The following is a 15,396-nucleotide window of genomic DNA, read 5'->3' on the forward strand; positions in this document are numbered from 1 at the left end:
CCACGTGTCGGGCATGTCGAAGACGAACAAGCCCTATTCCTTCTGGAACCAGCGGGCCACGGTCTTGGCTGGGTCGGATACCGTCGAGATCACCATTCGCAAGGATGAGGAGGCGAAGCTTCCCGTCTTCGATGTTTTCAGCGTCCGCAAGTTCCGCGTCGTGGGTGTGCGCGTGAATAACGGATTGCCGTCCTACGATGTTGAGCTCGACGCCTAGGTTCCCAAAACCCCTGCCGTCGATGCCCGCGAAGCGGGCGCGGCGGCAGGGGTTTCCTTTCCTTGTTTAAACAAATCATAATTGACCGCAGTTGTTCGACGACTCCGGTTCATATCACAGATTTCGAGCCTGAGTCATCGCGCCTGCGGGCGGGTGTCCAAGCCGATTAGAGAGGTAAACCAATGGACATCGCCATCTTTTCGCTGGGCTTGGGCCTAGCTCTCACTTCTTGGGGCATGATCGCCGCAAATGCGTGGATCAAGCGAGCGGTGGACACTGTCTAAACCCGCCGCCGGTCGGATCGTAACCGGCATTCTACACCAAATGAAAACACTGCAATACTGGGCACAGCGTGCCTCCCTTGCCCTCGCGCTTATGTTCGCGCTCGTCACCGAGCAAGCGCATGCCGCGTTCGATGCCGCCGACGTGGTCACCGAGATCACGACGGCTCAGACGTCCGCCGATACCATCCTGCAAGCGGCGATCGGGTTGGCCATTCTCTTCATGGCCTACAAGATCTTCAAGCGGGCTCTTGGCAAGGTCTAACAGCCTTTCGCCGCCCCGCCCGGATGTTCCGGGCGGGGCCTTTTCGCCTCACCTCAAACACCAGAGCAATGCATGACCTTCGAACAAGGACAGGTGATCATCGACCTTCTAACGGACCTGCGGGCCGTTCTTTCCTTCATCGCTGGCGTTTGCTTCGCTGGTGTTATGGCGTTGGGGCTTGGTTTGCTCTTTCCCAAGGGCTGAGGGCTGAGATTGCCGCAACCGGTGGCAGTTCCGGCACGCACGCATTCGGCAAAACAGTCGTCTGCAAGTGTGGGAATTATCCCATCAATGCCACCGTCTATTACTACAGCGTCAACCAATGGAGACCGTTGCAGTTAGGCCCCGGCAAGCCCGATCAACCGTTGCTTCTCGGCGTTCAGCAGTCGGGTTTGGGTTCGAATGCCCCGCTAGCTGTCGCCGTTCCTTACTCTATCGGCGGGCCTATCGGTAGCTCCGTGACCGTCGCAACTGGAACGTCCACCGTTGCCGTCAGCATGGCGGGAAGTGTCGCCGCGCAAACGAGCGGCCCAATCGTCAATGCCTCTGCGGATCTCGTCGCCGACACGATGAAAATCACGAAGGTCACCAACTACACGGCGGGCGGTGTCTACTACGGGACACCCGTTTACATCAATCCCGTGCAAGTCGAGGGGGCTTTCTCCTTTTGGGTTGATGTGGGCGGGCCTGCCGATTTCGATGGCGACGGTACTCCCGACAGCACCGATAGCGATGACGACAACGACGGCCGGCCGGATGAGTCGGACGACTTCCCAAAGAATGCAAATGAGAAGGACGACACCGACAACGACGGCACTGGCGACAATGCCGACCTTGATGACGACAACGACGGCACTCCCGACCTTCAGGACGATGCTCCGTATGATCCTTTGAAAACTTGGAACGATCGCGATAGCGATGGCATTCGCGACAGCGAGGACAAGTTTCCTGATAACTGGAAAGAGAGCGGCGACAACGACGACGACGGGGTTGGCGACAACACCGACGCCGACGACGACAACGACGGAATTGGAGACCAAGGGGACGAGAATCCCAAGACTCCCGACGTTCGCCCAGGTATCACGCCTGTCCCCTCCGGCAATCAGGGAGACGGTCAAGGAAACCCCGGGACGGGTGATGGATCGGGAGGCCCCGGGCCTCAACCCGGCCCCGGTCCCGGCCCCGGTGAAACCGACGAATTCGGCCAAGGCCAGTCTACTAACAGTGACGAAACGGGAGCTTTTAAACCCGGCGTCGGCCACGACGTGGCCGGTTCGGTTAGTGGGGCCAAGGGCATCGTCGGGAACAAGATTGGCAGCTTCCGTCCATTTGGCTCGGGTGCCATTCCTAGCACGACCACCTATGTCATGCAGCTCCCGCTAGGGGGCTTTGGAGATCGAACGTATACGTTCCATTTCGATGAGTCTCCGTGGACGCTCATCCGTTCTCTCATGCTTCTGGTTGTCGTCTACGTTGTCGGCCGTGATTGCTTTGAACGTCTTTCCATCTGAAGCCATGATCGAGATCCCATCAATGTTCTGGTTTAACAAGGTCAAGGACTATGCTGCGAAGCTGCTCCCCCTTGCTGCAACCGTCATCGCCTTCTTCGCTTGGTTCTTCAACATCGTTGCCCTCGTCTTCGTGGCCGGTGTCGATTGGATAACCTCCACGCTTAACACAATCCAGCTCGCCGGAGGCGGTGCGGAGTTCAGCGTTTGGCCAATGATCGGCCTGCTCAATGCGATCTTCCCGCTTGCGGAGACGCTCGGAATCCTAAGTGCTTACTTCACCTTTTGGGCCGTGATCATTTCCGTACGATGGGTGAAATCCTTCATTCCAACTCTTTCAAACTGATGATTCAGCTTGTTACCGGTGACCTTGGTTCGGGCAAGACGCTTTACACGTCCATGCTCATGTTTGACGCCCTCTGTCAGGGTCGGATCGTCGTCACCAACATCAAGGTCGTTTGGGAGGAAATGGCCCTTCTCGCGGCTCGCTTGCGTGGTGTCGTGCTCGATGAGCGCCAGCTCATCCGGGTGAATCCCGAAGAGGATCGCAACTGGCATCGTGTGATTCCGTGGGGCTCAACTGTTCCAATCGAGGCTTACTTTGATGAGATCCACTTGATCTATAACGCCCGCGACTGGCAGAAAACCGGCACCGAGAACAAGGGCTTGGTTTCCTTCCATTCACAAAGCCGCAAGGCCAAGGTGAACGTGACTTACATCGTTCAGGAAAAGGAAACGATGGAGAAGCAATTCCGGGCGCTCGCCGAGTATGAGCTTGCAATTGTTAGCTCCGATCACGTCCCGCTCGGTTGGATCGTGAAGCTCTTCCCGCGATGCTTCATCGTGAAGGTCATCAGCGTGAAGAAAGGCACCTTGTTAGGCCGTCGCTGGCGTCGATACGACAAGCGGTTTTTCCGCGTCTACGATTCGTTTTCGTTCCTCGACAAAGAGATGGGCGATCTATCCGACGAGGTAACCCGCGTCGATCCCTTCAAGCTCACGCGTGTTCCATTCTATCGCCGTTGGTGGATGGACATTTCCGAGCCCTTCCGCGTGGCTCGTCTTCGCTTCGAGAACTGGAAGGCAGGTCGTGCAACGAATCGCAAGGCGGCCCGCAGGCCTTCCGTGGTCGAAGTTGCAACCGCCGACAGCGAGGGTTGAACCATGGGCCGTATCCTCATCCTTTTTGCGATCGGCGCGGCGATCTGGTATTTTGCATTGCGTCCAAAAGAGGGCGGCAGCGGCTCGTTTATCGGATCGGTGACTAACCTCATCGCGCCCAAGATTGGGCCTTCTGCGTCGAAACCTGCGCCGAGTCCTGTACCGGCCCCGCCTGCCGGATCGACTCCCGCAGGAACGCAGCCCACCGGCAGTGGCGGATTCCCCAACGTGCCAGGGCAACCGACACCGCAAGTCATTCCTTCCATGAGCTTGGCGGCCGGTGCATCCAATCACGCCCCACCGGGTGCGGTCCAAGGAGTTCCTTCCAACGACGTCCCCCCCGTGTCCGACGTTTACGTCATGAACTTCCGGCCCGTCCCTTCCCCTGAATTCCTTCAGGGTTGGGAGCGGTTAGGAGTCATGGCGATTGCAGATCCGGTCGCCCGTGTCGTTTTCTTCCGTGGTCTCGCCGGTCCCTGCGATTCGTTCAAGACGGCTCTCGTCGCAATGGATCAACTCCCCGCCGGATGTTCGGTCCAAGCGTGGACCGTCTACGTTGATCGTCGCGTAGAAAAGGGCTTCGACCTTGTCGCCGCTCTTGGAGCTATTACGGGTGCCACCGATACGAAACTCACGATTGGCCCGTCCGGCCTCGCGCTCGATGTCGGTGCGGATCGGATCTCGGCCGCGCTCGATGTCATCGCGGAAGGCGGATCGGTTGAAGTGGTCCAGAATCCCTATGTTCGGTTGCTCAACGGAGAACCCGCCAAGGTCGAGAGCACGCAAGAGGTTCCCATTGCCGAGACCATCGTCTCTAACGGGATCTCGCAAGGTTCGATCCGATACCGCAAGGTGGGGCTTCAACTGGAGGTCACACCGACGTTTTTTGCCAACGACCGCGTTCGCCTTGGAGTCGTTCAGACAAATGGCGTCGTCGGTGCCAGCGTCCAAGTTGGAGGGAACAGCGTGCCAGTGATCCAGTCGCAAACGGTTAGCAGCGTCGCCGACATGACAGTCGGTCAAACCCTTGTCCTCGGTGGCGTTCGAACTACTAGGAACGTCGTAAAAAAGCATCTCATCGGATCGAGCACGGAGATCAGCGAAGGCGCGCTGTATGTGATCCTTTCGACCTACACCGACGAACCCAAGGCAGTGCTCGTAGACGCACCCGAGCAACCGTTTCCGGCTGGTGTGCTCGATGCCCCTCCCCCGCTCACGGAGCCCGCCACAGAGGGCCGCGACTGGATCATTGGGGAACTGCTTCCGCCGCGTGACTGGCAATCGCAGGAAAAGGCCTTCTTGCGCGAAAGACGGGCTCCCGCTAAGTGAGTCCGCGTGAAATCTGCTTTGCCTAACTGGATCTGCGCCGCCTGCCTCATCATCATCACAGTCCTTTTCGCCGGTTGGTCCGTCTATGGAGCCCTTGCGGTGCACCAATGGAATGAGTTGGGTCGTCGGATGGAGGCGGATGAGGCTAAGTCACGGGAAACCTTCTCCTCGCCATATCGGCCGCAGCCGTCCGGCAAGAGCCCTGAGTGGGGAAATTAGGGCTCCAAGGCCCACCTTGGCCGGGTCAAGGGGTGGAACCCCTGCCGCCGGAGGCGCTTTTACGCATGTGGAATTTCAATCCCGGCCCAAGTGCTGGAAAAGTAACACTAACGACGGGCCGCAAGGATCACGGTCACAACAACCACGACCGCGAGGACCGTGGGAAGAAAAAATGGATTCTCAAGCATGGGAGGCGCTCTGCAGTAAACCTAGAGGAATGCGCCGGCGTCAACCTATGGGTCGCTGCGATCGGTAAAACCTCTGGGTGGCGATCGAGGCGAACCCATGGGAATGACCAGGTGAGAACCTATGGGTCACGGCGCCGGCGTCTTGTATCCCTTCGTCAGTGCCTCTGTGATGGCACCCGCCTTTTTCGGCGTCTTCTTTGCCGCCTTTTTCGCGGGCGCCTGCGACCTCTGGGTTTCGCCCAGGACTTTGATCACGGCGTTCGTAAGCCATGCGGATCGTTTCAGGCCGGCGGCCTTGGCGGCCGCGTCGATTTGGGCCGTCTCATCCTCGGAAGCCATCAGCGAAAGCGTCCGGTTCCGGGGCTTGAAACCGGGCTTGTAGGCTTCTTGGTAGCCTCTGCGGCCGGTGCGGATGTAGTGGTGTTCCATAAGTTAGAGTTCGGGGTGGTGAATGATGATGCGGGCGGGCCAGCGGTTTTGGCGTTGCCGGAATTCAAAGTAGAAGCCGCATACGAAGCATTGGTAATGATTCGGCGGGAGGTCGCCCCGCAAGTCGGTGTCCATCCAATCGCGGACGCCTATGCATCGCTTGCAAGTGGGGCACCAAAGGTGCGTGCAGAGCTGCGGGTCTAACGGTTCAGTCCGTAGCCGATAGATCGTCGAGCTCGATGACTTCGAGCGTCGTGCCTGGGTAGCTGCCATAAAAACCGAACATGAGGGTTAGGAGGGCATTGCGGTTGTTCGTGTCCAGCGCCGAGGCGGGGCCACGAAGGAACGGCTCCAGCTGAACTAGCGTGCGGCGGCCGCGCTCGCTGCCCTTGAGCTGCTGTGCGGCCTCCGCGAGCTGCTCGCGGCCGGGATTGGTGTAGAGCTTCATAGCTGTTGCATCCATTGGTTCCATAGCCTGATTGCGCGGGTCGCCACTTGCACGGGTAGCACGTCTTGCGACACGCCCTTGTGGGTTGCTTCCAGCAGGACGTTGTCGGGTCCCATTACCTCCATGCCGATGGTCCAGAACTCGGCTTTCCCGTCCACCTCCACGGTGATGATTTGGCGTTGGGTTTCCATGTTAGATGAAAATTGCGAGGTGAATTGAGGGTTCAAGCTTCGTGCCTGGGTAGTGGATCACCGAGGCAATGCCCGATTTCTTGTCGGGGTATCCAAACTCGTAGAACCAAGCCTCATCCAACCGGCGCTTCGTTCCGGTGGTCTTGAACATCGGTCGGCGATAGTCGATGTGCACCGGGTCGGTGGGGGAAAGCTCAAGTTGCTTCCGGATCTCTGCCTTGAGCTTCTGGTGGCCGATGGGGCATTTCGGTATCTGAGAGGTCGCGTGGGACATGCGTATAAGTTACAATTCCGTATCTCGTTTTCAAGCATAAACCTAGAGGTCGCGACTGTTTTTTTGCGTGGAAATCCCTTAATCCTCAAGGCCCGGAGGGCTTGCATGCTGTCTGCGATCCCGCCTTGTGTTGTATCTAACAGAATTCGTGTCGCCGGGGCGCTGATGCCCGAGCCGGAGGCCGGAAGGTGGGTGGATCGAAACCGGGTTTGCGGAACTCCGCAGGTCTGGCGGGTCCATCGGGCCGGTGGAACCCCGCACCCCACTCGATGCAATGACTTCAGCGGCGGTCATGTGCGTGGCCTCCCCTGTGGGTTGCTCCGCCGCCATCAGATTGGCCGTCAGTGGGGCTGTTGGCCGTTTGCCCGCGCGCCCGCCCGCCGGTCGCGCCGCGCAGCGTGTCTTTGCGCGACCGGCGGGCGGTGCCTTTGCGCGGGGGCAAACGGCCCCTTTAAATCTCCTACTGTTGGGCGCTCAGCGCCCCGGCCGTAGCACAGCGGAGGATCAAGCGGAGCGACCCTCTCCTCACACTGGGATTTCTTACCGCAGACTCCCGGAACGAGGGCCTTCGCAGGGAGGCTTTGCGACCGAGAATGAGTCCCGGCCGGGTGTCGAGGACTGCCGACCTTTGCCGATTGTGTCCCCTTCCCTCCTTCATGGTGGAATTTTCCCCGCTATTGAGACGAAAAACGTCACCGCGGCTCAGGAATGCCGTGTGACGTTCATTGAAATCGCTGCAAGTCGCTCGGAATCAATCCGGACCGTCTCAAAATAGACTTGTTACAACAGGCATAGGGCTGATTCCGATAAGGCTTTAATACCGCTCGATTTTGACCTTATATTTATTTTGAATGTGCATAACAACTTCGGTTATGCTTGCATCGACCGCGTCCAAAATCGCAAGATACCCCTCTTGTGTAAGCGTTCGATCAAGATCAAAATGATGAACGACGCCGTGGCGATACTGAATGATCTCTTGGATTCGATTCTCCAGAAAGGATACTTTGCGCCCAATGCGCCGCTTTTTGAATAGTATTTTCCTTACGTCGATTTTAAGCCAATCAATATAAGCTTTGTTTAGCTGCGCAAGGTTCTGAAATGTATACGCGCTGGCAATCACATCCTCAATACTCTCCTCGCCTTTGCCTACTTTTAGCAATATGTCAAAATCGACTCGAAGCTTGTATTCGCTTCGCTTTGAGATCGCAAATGTATCGTAAGTGATCAGTATTCTGAATAATCGTGAAAAGAAGTATTCAAACATCGAAACGGCAAACGGGACTAATCCGTTGTACAGAACTCTAGAAGGATCATGGCGATTAGCAAACTCAATGAAGTCTCGTGACTTCTTTGAGGTGGAAGGGGTAATAGCCGGGCTGGAGAACGACGCATCGGGCAGGGCGTGTCTCACAGCGTCCATGTCCTGTTTGACTCTTTGAAAGACAGCGGTAACTCCTCTGCTTATAGGCGTGCTCTCGTCTTTCCAAAGAGTGGCATATTTATTCGTGCCGTAGTCCCCCTTTATGGTTCCTCCGAACCTCCTTCTTGCGCCACGCAACACCTCGTTAAGCATGCTGACATCGTGCCAACTTGCGCTAACAAGGTTTCTCACGTGTAGGGCCCAATCATTTCCGGTAATTAATTTCTCTTCGTCTCGGATCGGATAAACATCTGCTGACACTCCATCGATCGAGCGATAATCTTTCGAATCAAACCACGAATAATTGAGGGTTCCCTTTGGCCAATCCCAAAAATGCCCACACCTCACAAAACCTAAGGATTCGAGGTAATCTTTAAGTTCTGATCTTGATGCCTTTTGCGGATATAAAGTGAGATCGCGGCCCATCGTTTGGCGTAATTTTGAAGTTCTTGGCAATTGGATGCCACGTCGAACGCGAGTTTCCAAGCAGTTTAAGGCGTGCGTTCGACGCGGTGCCTTTGATTGCGCCCAATGCGATTGGAAAGAATCTGCGTGCCAGGGCTGCGCGTCGTGGTAATCTTCCTCCGGATGAGATTGGACTGAGGGAGCCGGCAGATGCCGGCAGGATCAGGGTGGTCGGAGATTTCTGCGACCGCTCTGCCTGTTTGGGAGAGTTCAAAATCGCCTTTCGCGTTCGAGGTCGCAGTACACTACGCGATCTCGTCATATGTCGATGATCTGGTTCTGTTAGGGAATTCGCTTCAACAAATCATGAGTAAGCCTAAAGCACGTCGCCAAGCCCTGAATGCTCTGCATGCCTTCGAACTTTTCTGCCGTGAACACTCGTTTGGACTGCCGGTCTGGCTCGCATCGGACTACCTGAACATGACGCCCCAGGGCGTGCACCAAGCATCGGAGCGCGGGTGGATTGCTTACTTCCAGCACGGGCGAAATCGACTCTACTCCTACAAAGACGTGATCCGCTATCGATGGAAGAGTCGGAAGTTCAAAGACAACGCCCCGCCGGTCCCCTACCCGACTGGCGCACGGTATGACTTCGATCTCGTTCCCGAGTCCGCATCTGCACCGACGCCGCCAGACGTGCTTGCCGCTCATAATGCTAAAATTCGTGCTTCCCTGGAGGACGCAGCAAAAGAGATTGCAGCCATGCAGAAAGCAGGACTTCCGTGGCCGCGACCGCGTATCTAACAGCCCCCTTCCCAAGTGAGAATCTATCGCATAACCTATTGACTGTCTGCATGTAATGCGGAATTCAAAAAGGTGGTTTTCGGATTGGTTCTGCTTGCCCCGTGCCAGCAATCGGCGCAGAGACTCCCCATCGCAGAAGCTTCACGCCCGTGTTCCTCTGTGTCTCATTATCGCATTGGGGCGATCGCGCCCAAGGCATTTTTTTTGAGAAGATGAACGATGACCTTTTGCCGGATGAAGAAGCACCGCCAATCTTGAGCGTCAGCGACCGCGTACAGGATTTCGAGTCGTGCCGCGGCAAAGTCCTTCAGCGATTCTCCCAGATCGAATTCCAAATCGACGGTTTGATAGCTGAATACGTGAACCCAGCAATGGGACGTCAGATCTTCTTCAAGGACGTTGTCCTCAACAGCTTGGTCATGCCGTTTAATGGCAAGGTCAGAGTCTTGAGGCATATCGCCTCCGACACGGGTTGGCAGGCACTCGCTAAATGTGGCGGGCACTTCAGCACCCTGATGGAGACGCGGAACCAGTTTGCTCATGCGCACGGTCGTGTAGCGATCCTTATGAGACTCGACGAAAACCTCTCCTCGATCTCGTCCGATGTTACATGCAGAATGCTGAAGATCAGCGGTTCGGGCGAAATTTCGCAGGTCGATTTCCGGGACGCCTACCAAGACTTTGACAAGGCGGCTTCCTGTATTGAATCTGCTCTTCAGGAGGCGCGGCGTGATATCCACTTGGCTACTCCTCCTCCCAACTCGGTTCAAAATATGATTGACCAGTTCGGCGCGTCCTAATTTTCGTCTTTTTAGCGGCTTTAACGCAATATTCCGGTGTCGTAGCCGAATAAAACGTAACGGAAACACGAGAATACGGTCGCAAAATCCTACTGAAGATAACCGCACGCATCTAGCTTCCGGGGTTATTCGCGGAACGAGTTCGTGGGAGGAAGTATCGCATAGCGCTACAGCGGGTAGCCCGCGCCGTGGATCAGACCCGCTCTGACGGGCGTGACTTCCCTGATGACTGGGCACGGCCTGCTGTCAACGGCCTCCCCTACGGCTCACGGTGGCGCTCCAATCCCCTTCAATGCGCGACCTTTGATTCGAGAAATGCCACGAATTCGTCTGCGCTTACCTGGGTGGAATCCAAGGCGGAGATCGGGATCAGAGAAAATTGCTTGGAAGCAAGATGGACAATCACCAGACCCTCCACCCTCTGAATCTTGGTCACAGAACTCCAAGGGCAGAACGAGACGATTCCGCACGCAGTTTCAGTGAGACCGGCATCCCCAATCTCAAGCTGAATCGGGTGGCCGGTTCCCTCGCGGGCCTGAGCATCAATCGACCGGCGATGGAACTTCGTGTGAGGGATTGCGGCCTTCAGATTTTTGATCGCGAAGAAGACAGCGATGATCGCCAGCAACGTGTGATCGAGCTTGGCCGAACAGAGGTAAGCCAAGACCAGCAGCATTCCATTGGTTCCGAAAACGCCGGCATAAAACGGCAGGGGCTTGATTGACGTGCGGGGCGTTATGGCATCGAGGAAGGCCCGTCGATCGGTGTACGAAAGCGAATATTGGAGGTTCATCGGGAGCCCTGAGATTGAGATTGCTTACCCTGCCAGCCCCGGCGAACGCCAGCTCTCGAACAACCAAGCTCAGAGACCGGGTTGGGCCTCATTTGCGTCGAGAGACCAAGACAATCGATCCGATGCACGCCCCAAGCAACACTGCCTCAATCAGTCCCCAAACCACCCAGAAACGCAGGGTGCGATCAATGGCATGCTGGGCGAAAGGGCTAAGAGACCAAAGGAGGACAAAGAGAGCAAGCCAGCCACCGACGACAATCCTACAGAGGACTTGTATGGCTCTCGCGTAGGTCATACGCGAGAAAATCACGGATTTTCAAGACGGAACAGACTTTCATCCGGCTGACCAGAATGCTTCGCCGGTCGATCTCCGCGGGCTTCACCGGTTCTATCAATGGCGGCTCATCATGCTCAGGCTCCGCCTTCGCCGAAGGATTTCCTCACCACGACTTCACCTCATCGTTGTCGCCGAATTTCCCGTCGGGGCCGAAGCTCCAGACGATGACCCTCTTCTGCCGGACGACCTCACCCTGCCGGAATGGATTCGGGATCTCATTGTCGGAATCCTCGTCGAACTTGATGTGCAAGGGGCGGCCCCAGGCATCGTACATGCCTTCGATTTGATTGCCGGAGTAAACCAAGCCCCCTTGGTTCTTGTTGCTGGCGATCTTCGGGGTGAGGAAGACGATCTGCTGGGGATTCTGCAGCTCGCTTCCGGGGTCCTCCTTGGCGAGCAGGATTTTCAGAAGCTCCGTTCCGGCCTGGCCTTCAGCGGTCAGTTCATCCGCGCTGCCGACGCTCGGGAACCTGCTGTAGGTGTTATAGAATTGATCCAGAGCCATGGACAAATCCGTGACGCAGGTCTTGGTCACCAACTCGTTCTTCCGCTGGTTGACCTTCGCGATGGCACCAAAGCCCATCGCGGCGAGCACCATGATGATGGAAATGACGACGAGAAGCTCGACGAGTGTGAAACCAGACCGTGAGCGAGGATAGAAATGGGTTTTCATAGATCTAGGACTCCAAGCTCTATGAATAGAGCGGATTTCTAGCGCAGTGGCAATGGGCAAAAGCGAGGGGTCAGGGCAACCGCACTTGGACTTAGAGAACCGCGAATGGAAGCCAAGCGGCGCGAATGGGATCGATCACCCCTGCCCGTCCGTCCTGAATGGCACGGGATTAAGGCCAGTTGCGCCTCTCGGATTCACTGGGAACGCGGAATTTATTCCGCCTCGACGGCCGGTTCGCCGGGGCTTCCAGGCGGAATAAATTCCGCGTTCCCAGTGTGCCGTGGCGCGCCGATCACAGACTTAGTCCCGTGCCTTCGGGTCCGTCCTCCAAATCGGTCCGGGTTGTCGCGCGCCAGACCGGCCGGCCCTGTCGCCACTCTCACTCCTTCACGGAAACCGTGACCGAGGTGATCTCCCGCTTGGCGTCGGTCTCTTCATCGCCGTCGTCGAAGTCGACCTCGCAGACAAAGCGATAGCGCCCCTGCTCCACCTTCACGCAACTGAAGTAGTAGTAGGTGTCCTTTTCGATCCGCACCGTGAGCGAGCCCCGGACTTGCATGCGCTCCAGCCCCTCGCCCACCAGGCCGAACGTGTGGCGGCCAGCATCGACTTCGTGCGTGCCCTTCGGCTTGCCGTCGATGGTCTCGATCGAAAGCCGCAGCTTCTTACCCGAAACCCAGACGATCGGGTTGGCTGCACGGTCTTCATAGACCCACGCGGTGTCAGAGGTGACCGGCCGGTAACTTCCGGGACCGGCGCAAGAGGCGAGGACGAGCAGGAACGGCAGGATCGGCAGTTTCATCAGGGAAGGCGCTCCGGAGGCTGGAGAGATTCCGGCGTCCTGACAAGGAGCCTCCCCGCCGGACAGGGCTACCGCATTGGGAAATCCGATCCGCGAATGGACGCCAATCGAAGCCAATCTCCAAGGGGAGCAAGGGCCCAGCCGTCAGGGAGGATCGACCAAGAGACCACCCGGCAGCCACATTGGATCGCATTCGCGTCGATTGGCGTCCATTCGCGGTTGCCCTGGTGGTATATTCCCCTGGCTGCCCCAAGACCCAAGTGCCCGGAGAAACGTATATCTATGAGTTGGAAGCAATGACGATCGCTGCGAGGATCGCTCCAGCAATCAATGCCATGACCAGCCAGCCGCCGCCGACCCCATTGAGCGGCCGGAGCTTCTCCTTGCTGGCGTAAGGATCTGGCGTCTTCGACACGAACGGTCGGGGTTCCATCTGTTTCGGCGGTTCGTGCTTCATCCTGAGGAGAGGAGTTGCTGCGTCGCCGGAGATTGGAACAACAACAAATCCATGGAACTGTTAGAAAAGTGCCGGATTTGTTGCAAAGCGAGATGGGTCATCGGCTGGAGGGCGTTCCCACGCGGGCTGACGCTTCTGCCAGCCCGTCAGTTTAGCTGAGGCCATACTGGCTGGTTCCGGCCGGAGATGGAGGGGATGAATCCCGCATTCCCAGTGAGCCCGAGACGAGGTCTCCCAGAGTCTTTCGAATTTCGTCTGTTTCGCTCGTTTCGTTGTTCTCCACCTACGTCGTGTCGATGACGGCGGAAGCACCCGGGCGCTTCCCCGCAGGAGGGCTGCTGGCTTCGGGCGGCAGCAGGGCTGTGCGCAGTCCGGGTCTTCGACGGCTGGTGCGGGCTCGGTGGGTCTGGGCGCGTGGATCTGAAGGCGGGCATTGAGGGACCACTCGGGCCGGTCTGGAGACCGGCGCTCCCCGGGGGAGCTGTCTCGTTCCATCACGGCGTCATATGCGAGTCGCTTGCCCCTTGCGCGGCGTGAGTCGGTCGGTAAGCTCCACGCAGCTTGGCCACCATGAATGATTCCCCCGCCCTCACCGACTATGATGTCGTCATCTTTGGCGGGGCCTTTTCGGGCTCGGCGCTGGCGCTGCTGCTGAAACGGGCGCGGCCGGAGACCCGGGTGCTGATCGTGGAGAAGTCGGAAGTCTTTGACCGCAAGGTCGGCGAATCGACCTCGGAGGTCGCTGGGTGCTTCCTGACCCGGGTGCTAGGGCTCGCCCACTATCTTTCCTGCGAGCATTTCCAGAAGCACGGGCTGCGGATGTGGTTCACCACGCCAGAGAACGATTGCCCGAACTCTTGCTCGGAGATCGGGCCGAATTCACAGGCGCGCTTCCCGACCTACCAACTCGACCGGGAACTTCTGGACCAGCACATGCTGGAACAGGCCCAGAAAGAGGGCTGCGAACTGCTGCGGCCGGCATCGATCAAGTCCTTCGAGCTGAATGGCGCGGGCAAGAACGCGATCGTGCTGAAGCACAATGGCGAGACGCGGACGATCACCGCCGGCTGGGTCGGGGATTGCTCCGGCAAGGCTTCGCTGGTCGCCCGCCAGCGCGGACTGTGGCGGAAGCTGGAGGATCACCCGGTGCACTCGATGTGGGTGCGCTTCAGCAACGTGCTCACGCTAGATTCCCACGAGGCGCGGGTGAAGGCACCCTGCCTGAAGGACGGCCCGTCGGTGGGGCGTGCCAGCGCGACGAATCACCTGATGGGCCGCGGTTGGTGGTCGTGGATCATCCCGCTGTCGAATGGCGACTTCTCCGCCGGCGTGACTTGGGACGAGCGGATTTTCGCGCCGCCGTCGGAGGGCTCGGTCGGCGAGCGGGTCAAGCAGCACCTGGTGACGCACCCGATCGGCAAGCTGATGTTCGCCGATGCGGTGCCGGTCGAGAATGACGCCCGAATTTACAAGCACCTCCCCTACTATGCCACGGAGGTCTGTGGCGATGGCTGGGTACTGGCCGGCGACGCGGCGGGTTTCATGGATCCGCTCTATTCGCAGGGCCTGGACTACTGCGCCCACGCGACTTACTGCGCCCACAAGATCATCCTCAAGGGGTTGCGCGGAGAGTGCGTGAAGATGGCGCTGGCGACGCACAATGAGATTTACCCGCAGTCCTACCAGCGGTGGTTCCACGGTCTCTACCGGAACAAGTATCAGTATCTCGGCGACTCGGACCTCATGCACGCGGCATTCCTGATGGACATCGCGGCGTATTTCATCGGCCCGGTGCGGGCGGTGTATGCGGACGCCGACCGTGAATACTCGACCATGCCCTACAACGGCACCGGCGGAGCGATCTTCGCGCGGTTCATGCGCTTTTATAACCGGCGTCTCGAGACGATCGCCCGCAAGCGGCTGATGGCCGGGACCTATGGGAAGAATAACCTGAAGCACCGACACTTGGTCCGGGTGCCCTTCGAGCCGAATATGAAGGCGGTGCGGCACTTGCTGGGCGGGATGAAGGTGTGGATGAAACTGGAAGCGGAGACCATGTTCATCCAGCCGGTGGCCGCGCTGCCGGATCCGATGGAGAAGAGAATGGCTCAACAGGTGGCTGAGGTTTCGTGACAAGGGAAGAAAACGGAACCGCCAAGACGCCAAGGGCGCTAAGTTTGAGAGAGGGGCCGGGAGCGCCGGTCTTCAGACCGGCCTGAATGGTCCTTCGCTGCCGGTGGGCTCTGCAACTGATTCTTCCACCGATCACCGATCACTGATCACCCGGCACTTCCCGCCTCCCTTTGGCGCTCCGGGACTTCGGCATTTCCCGACAGATCCCCTCCCCGCCGGACTTCCCTGGTGGAAGATCCGACGGGAATTTTCATCGCGCCTT

At 58.0% G+C, this 15,396-nt stretch carries 19 protein-coding genes; 10 read left to right on the top strand and 9 right to left on the bottom strand.

Annotation, left to right across the window (positions count from 1 at the left end):
* The first annotated feature begins 13 nt into the window (after positions 1-13).
* From OKA05_RS02960 to OKA05_RS02990, 7 genes are all read left to right on the top strand, one after another.
* Positions 14-217 (top strand): hypothetical protein, encoded by a 204-nt coding sequence (locus OKA05_RS02960; protein ID WP_264485605.1) that lies wholly within the window; start codon positions 14-16, stop codon positions 215-217.
* A gap of 324 nt (positions 218-541) precedes the next feature.
* A complete protein-coding gene (locus tag OKA05_RS02965; protein ID WP_264485606.1) occupies positions 542-763 on the top strand; it encodes a major capsid protein in 222 nt (73 codons plus the stop codon).
* Positions 764-835: 72 nt separating this feature from the next.
* Positions 836-967: a hypothetical protein gene (locus tag OKA05_RS02970; protein ID WP_264485607.1), complete on the top strand. Its 132-nt coding sequence runs from the start codon at positions 836-838 to the stop codon at positions 965-967.
* 254 nt (positions 968-1,221) lie between these two features.
* Positions 1,222-2,274, top strand: coding sequence for a thrombospondin type 3 repeat-containing protein (locus OKA05_RS02975; protein WP_264485608.1), 1,053 nt, complete (start codon positions 1,222-1,224; stop codon positions 2,272-2,274).
* The gene (locus tag OKA05_RS02980) at positions 2,246-2,617 is read left to right on the top strand and encodes a hypothetical protein (RefSeq protein ID WP_264485609.1); all 372 of its coding nucleotides are present in this window, start codon (positions 2,246-2,248) and stop codon (positions 2,615-2,617) included. The genes OKA05_RS02975 and OKA05_RS02980 overlap by 29 nt, the downstream gene beginning before the upstream one ends.
* Positions 2,617-3,432, top strand: a complete 816-nt coding sequence (locus OKA05_RS02985; RefSeq protein WP_264485610.1) for a zonular occludens toxin domain-containing protein — start codon at positions 2,617-2,619, stop codon at positions 3,430-3,432. The genes OKA05_RS02980 and OKA05_RS02985 overlap by 1 nt, the downstream gene beginning before the upstream one ends.
* Positions 3,433-3,435: 3 nt before the next feature.
* Positions 3,436-4,761, top strand: coding sequence for a secretin GspD/PilQ domain-containing protein (locus tag OKA05_RS02990; protein WP_264485611.1), 1,326 nt, complete (start codon positions 3,436-3,438; stop codon positions 4,759-4,761).
* A 533-nt stretch (positions 4,762-5,294) separates the two neighbouring features.
* Here the strand turns inward: OKA05_RS02990 and OKA05_RS02995 are convergent.
* The 5 genes from OKA05_RS02995 to OKA05_RS03015 all read right to left on the bottom strand — a co-directional run bounded on the left by OKA05_RS02995 (position 5,295) and on the right by OKA05_RS03015 (position 8,356).
* Positions 5,295-5,597, bottom strand: coding sequence for a hypothetical protein (locus OKA05_RS02995; RefSeq protein ID WP_264485612.1), 303 nt, complete (start codon positions 5,595-5,597; stop codon positions 5,295-5,297).
* Between the two features lie 208 nt (positions 5,598-5,805).
* Positions 5,806-6,060, bottom strand: a complete 255-nt coding sequence (locus OKA05_RS03000) for a hypothetical protein (protein ID WP_264485613.1) — start codon at positions 6,058-6,060, stop codon at positions 5,806-5,808.
* Entirely contained in the window at positions 6,042-6,236 is a 195-nt protein-coding gene (locus OKA05_RS03005; protein ID WP_264485614.1) for a hypothetical protein, read from the bottom strand. The genes OKA05_RS03000 and OKA05_RS03005 overlap by 19 nt, the downstream gene beginning before the upstream one ends.
* A gap of 1 nt (position 6,237) precedes the next feature.
* Positions 6,238-6,510, bottom strand: a complete 273-nt coding sequence (locus OKA05_RS03010) for a hypothetical protein (RefSeq protein WP_264485615.1) — start codon at positions 6,508-6,510, stop codon at positions 6,238-6,240.
* Positions 6,511-7,324: 814 nt separating this feature from the next.
* On the bottom strand, positions 7,325-8,356 hold the full coding sequence (locus OKA05_RS03015; RefSeq protein WP_264485616.1) for a hypothetical protein: 1,032 nt from the start codon (positions 8,354-8,356) through the stop codon (positions 7,325-7,327).
* A 345-nt stretch (positions 8,357-8,701) separates the two neighbouring features.
* On the opposite strand from OKA05_RS03015, the gene OKA05_RS03020 reads away from it, so the two are divergent.
* On the top strand, positions 8,702-9,139 hold the full coding sequence (locus OKA05_RS03020; RefSeq protein WP_264485617.1) for a hypothetical protein: 438 nt from the start codon (positions 8,702-8,704) through the stop codon (positions 9,137-9,139).
* A gap of 212 nt (positions 9,140-9,351) precedes the next feature.
* Positions 9,352-9,939: a hypothetical protein gene (locus tag OKA05_RS03025; protein ID WP_264485618.1), complete on the top strand. Its 588-nt coding sequence runs from the start codon at positions 9,352-9,354 to the stop codon at positions 9,937-9,939.
* A gap of 289 nt (positions 9,940-10,228) precedes the next feature.
* On the opposite strand, the gene OKA05_RS03030 is transcribed toward OKA05_RS03025, so the two are convergent.
* The 4 genes from OKA05_RS03030 to OKA05_RS03045 all read right to left on the bottom strand — a co-directional run bounded on the left by OKA05_RS03030 (position 10,229) and on the right by OKA05_RS03045 (position 12,977).
* The gene (locus OKA05_RS03030; protein WP_264485619.1) at positions 10,229-10,732 is read right to left on the bottom strand and encodes a YcxB family protein; all 504 of its coding nucleotides are present in this window, start codon (positions 10,730-10,732) and stop codon (positions 10,229-10,231) included.
* Positions 10,733-11,172: 440 nt separating this feature from the next.
* Positions 11,173-11,742 (bottom strand): prepilin-type N-terminal cleavage/methylation domain-containing protein, encoded by a 570-nt coding sequence (locus tag OKA05_RS03035; protein ID WP_264485620.1) that lies wholly within the window; start codon positions 11,740-11,742, stop codon positions 11,173-11,175.
* Between the two features lie 379 nt (positions 11,743-12,121).
* Complete coding sequence (locus tag OKA05_RS03040; RefSeq protein WP_264485621.1) at positions 12,122-12,544, bottom strand: hypothetical protein; 423 nt, start codon at positions 12,542-12,544, stop codon at positions 12,122-12,124.
* 280 nt (positions 12,545-12,824) lie between these two features.
* A complete protein-coding gene (locus tag OKA05_RS03045) occupies positions 12,825-12,977 on the bottom strand; it encodes a hypothetical protein (protein WP_264485622.1) in 153 nt (50 codons plus the stop codon).
* 594 nt (positions 12,978-13,571) lie between these two features.
* Here OKA05_RS03045 and OKA05_RS03050 point away from each other — a divergent pair.
* Positions 13,572-15,134: an NAD(P)/FAD-dependent oxidoreductase gene (locus OKA05_RS03050; protein ID WP_264485623.1), complete on the top strand. Its 1,563-nt coding sequence runs from the start codon at positions 13,572-13,574 to the stop codon at positions 15,132-15,134.
* Positions 15,135-15,396: the final 262 nt, after the last annotated feature.

This window comes from Luteolibacter arcticus, from assembly GCF_025950235.1.
In the GTDB taxonomy this organism is placed as follows: domain Bacteria; phylum Verrucomicrobiota; class Verrucomicrobiia; order Verrucomicrobiales; family Akkermansiaceae; genus Haloferula; species Haloferula arctica.

Coding starts and splice junctions, on each gene's coding strand:
- OKA05_RS03020 (WP_264485617.1), top strand. CDS start 8,702: ATGAGTAAGCCTAAAGCACGTCGCCAAGCCCTGAATGCTCTGCATGCC.
- OKA05_RS02970 (WP_264485607.1), top strand. CDS start 836: ATGACCTTCGAACAAGGACAGGTGATCATCGACCTTCTAACGGACCTG.
- OKA05_RS03035 (WP_264485620.1), bottom strand. CDS start 11,742: ATGAAAACCCATTTCTATCCTCGCTCACGGTCTGGTTTCACACTCGTC.
- OKA05_RS02995 (WP_264485612.1), bottom strand. CDS start 5,597: ATGGAACACCACTACATCCGCACCGGCCGCAGAGGCTACCAAGAAGCC.
- OKA05_RS02965 (WP_264485606.1), top strand. CDS start 542: ATGAAAACACTGCAATACTGGGCACAGCGTGCCTCCCTTGCCCTCGCG.
- OKA05_RS02990 (WP_264485611.1), top strand. CDS start 3,436: ATGGGCCGTATCCTCATCCTTTTTGCGATCGGCGCGGCGATCTGGTAT.
- OKA05_RS03040 (WP_264485621.1), bottom strand. CDS start 12,544: ATGAAACTGCCGATCCTGCCGTTCCTGCTCGTCCTCGCCTCTTGCGCC.
- OKA05_RS03025 (WP_264485618.1), top strand. CDS start 9,352: ATGAACGATGACCTTTTGCCGGATGAAGAAGCACCGCCAATCTTGAGC.
- OKA05_RS03045 (WP_264485622.1), bottom strand. CDS start 12,977: ATGGAACCCCGACCGTTCGTGTCGAAGACGCCAGATCCTTACGCCAGC.
- OKA05_RS03015 (WP_264485616.1), bottom strand. CDS start 8,356: ATGGGCCGCGATCTCACTTTATATCCGCAAAAGGCATCAAGATCAGAA.
- OKA05_RS02960 (WP_264485605.1), top strand. CDS start 14: ATGTCGAAGACGAACAAGCCCTATTCCTTCTGGAACCAGCGGGCCACG.
- OKA05_RS02985 (WP_264485610.1), top strand. CDS start 2,617: ATGATTCAGCTTGTTACCGGTGACCTTGGTTCGGGCAAGACGCTTTAC.
- OKA05_RS03030 (WP_264485619.1), bottom strand. CDS start 10,732: ATGAACCTCCAATATTCGCTTTCGTACACCGATCGACGGGCCTTCCTC.
- OKA05_RS03000 (WP_264485613.1), bottom strand. CDS start 6,060: ATGGATGCAACAGCTATGAAGCTCTACACCAATCCCGGCCGCGAGCAG.
- OKA05_RS03050 (WP_264485623.1), top strand. CDS start 13,572: ATGAATGATTCCCCCGCCCTCACCGACTATGATGTCGTCATCTTTGGC.
- OKA05_RS03005 (WP_264485614.1), bottom strand. CDS start 6,236: ATGGAAACCCAACGCCAAATCATCACCGTGGAGGTGGACGGGAAAGCC.
- OKA05_RS03010 (WP_264485615.1), bottom strand. CDS start 6,510: ATGTCCCACGCGACCTCTCAGATACCGAAATGCCCCATCGGCCACCAG.